This window comes from Weissella sp. DD23 (assembly GCF_001579105.1).
Taxonomy (GTDB): domain Bacteria; phylum Bacillota; class Bacilli; order Lactobacillales; family Lactobacillaceae; genus Weissella; species Weissella cibaria.
Window position 1 is genome coordinate 248,948 of record NZ_KQ970390.1, and the last position, 2,296, is coordinate 251,243.

General features: G+C 45.3%; 2 protein-coding genes. Both read left to right on the plus strand.

Features of this window, described 5'->3' with window-relative positions; translation table 11 throughout:
- Window positions 1-1,089 (plus strand): MFS transporter (locus WEIDD23_RS01205; RefSeq protein ID WP_062358687.1); only part of this gene is annotated, 1,089 nt, incomplete at its 5' end.
- A gap of 76 nt (window positions 1,090-1,165) precedes the next feature.
- Window positions 1,166-2,098, plus strand: coding sequence for an L-lactate dehydrogenase (locus WEIDD23_RS01210; protein WP_010371703.1), 933 nt, complete (start codon window positions 1,166-1,168; stop codon window positions 2,096-2,098).
- Window positions 2,099-2,296: the final 198 nt, after the last annotated feature.

Here is a 2,296-nt window from a genome sequence, read left to right on the forward strand (position 1 = left end):
GAGTTAGGTGTTCCTAGCGGTCAGTTAGGCATATTAACAACGATTCCATTGGTGATGTTTTTGTTAATCTCAAACTTTGCATCCAAAACAATGGCTGTGTTTGGCCTTAAAAAAGCATTATTTTTGTCAATTGCAAGTATTTTTCTGGGGACGGCACTGCGACTGGTTGTGACGATGCCAACGATGCTGTTGGGCACGGTGTTTGTGGGAATTGGTATTGCCCATTTAAATGTCTTTATGCCTTCGTTTGTGGCTGCTTATTTTTCACATAAAGTCGGGGTCTATACATCACTCTATTCACTCACGATTATGGTGGGTTCAGCCGCATTTAGTTTGTTAACTGCACCGGTTGTTGCGACGTTCGGTTGGCATGCAGTGATGTGGTTATTGGTGCTATTGCCAGCAATTGTTTTGGGCTTTTGGTTCTATACGGCACGGTTGGTGCCAGAAAAAGTGAAAACAACCGCGACTGAAAAACAAGTCATAGCGCCTAAGAAGCGTATTTGGACCAATGTACGGGCCTGGCCTTTCTTGATTGTGTTCGGGGTTCAGGCCACGATTAATTACACGGGAGTTGCTTGGTTACCAACGATGATGGCTCATCATCACGTGTCAGCAGGGGCAATTTCAGTTATTATGTCATTTTACTCATTTATCGGTATGCCAATTTCGATTATTGTACCAAACATTCTTGTTCACATGCGTCGTCGTGGGACGATGATGGCAATTGCTATTGCGGGTGTGCTGTCGCTGGCTGGGGCAATCATGTTGTTTAATCAGGATACGTCATCGCTGGCATATTGGTGGACATTAACCGTCTTGATTGGTTTTGCGACATCGTTCTTCTTCCTTTACACGATGACCATGTTTGCTGCAAAGACGGATTCACCAGTTGAAACTGCGCGACTATCCGGAATGGCTCAGGCCGGTGGCTACTTCATGTCTGCGTTTGGACCGATGCTTTACGGGATGGCCTTTACGGCAAATCCAGCTGGCGAAATTCAGAATATTGTTTATCTAATTTTGGTGGTTTTGATGATTGCAGCCGCATTGTTGATGGCGGCAACGAAACATTTATTTAAAGCATAAAGGTAACGGCTGTTGTTCGGTGGAGAACAATGGCCGTTTTCGGTATAATGAAATTATTAAAACTTTGGAGGATGATATGGCACGTAAAGTCGGAATTATCGGGTTGGGGAACGTCGGTAGTGCAGTGGCACACGCGTTAATTGCACAAGGGGTTGCAGATGATTACGTATTTATCGACGCTAACGAGCGTAAGGTAACGGCGGATCAACTGGACTTCCAAGATGCGATGGCTAATTTAGAAATGCATGGTAATATCACAATTAATGATTGGTCAGCGTTGGAAGACGCGGATGTTGTGATTTCGACGTTAGGGAACATTAAGTTACAGCAGGACAATCCAAGCGGTGATCGATTTGCGGAACTAAAGTTTACGAGTAGTATGGTGCAATCGGTGGGGACCAATTTAAAAGAATCGGGCTTTACCGGGGTTCTGATTGTGATTTCAAACCCGGTCGACGTTATTACCGCATTATTCCAGCAAGTTACTGGATTTCCAACACATAAGGTGATTGGTACGGGAACCTTGCTAGACACGGCACGTATGCAACGTGCGGTGGGTGAGGCGTTTGACTTGGACCCTCGTTCAGTATCCGGGTATAACTTAGGTGAACACGGTAATTCGCAATTTGTCGCGTGGTCAACGGTGCAAGTACTTGGTCAGCCAATTGCTAAGCTGGCTGATGCTGGTGATATTGATTTGGCCGGTATCGAAGCCGAAGCGCGTAAGGGAGGCTTTACCGTGTTAAACGGCAAAGGTTATACGAGTTACGGTGTCGCAACGGCTGCAGTTCGGATTGCAAAAGCTGTGATGGCTGATGCGCACGCAGAATTAGTGGTTTCGAACCGACGTGATGATATGGGCATTTATTTGTCATACCCGGCGGTGATTGGCCGTGACGGCGTGTTAGCAGAAGCTAATCTAGACTTAACAACTGATGAGCAAGAAAAGCTATTAGCATCACGTGACTTTATCCAAGAAAAGTTTGACGAGATTGTCGACACATTGTAAGACACTGAAAGGTGACCCAAACAAGCGGTGCGTGTTTGGTCGCCTTTTTCATTTGAGAAATGAGAGACACATGAAATTATTACATACAGCTGATTGGCACATCGGTAAAGAATTAGGTGGCTTCAGTTTGTTATCAGAGCAGGAAGCTGCTTTTAAAAAGATGTTAGACATTGCGATTGCTGAAAAAGTCGACGGGGT

Bases quoted from the DNA above. Each gene is read 5' to 3' on its own strand.
- WEIDD23_RS01210 (WP_010371703.1), top strand. From the start codon at position 1,166: ATGGCACGTAAAGTCGGAATTATCGGGTTGGGGAACGTCGGTAGTGCA.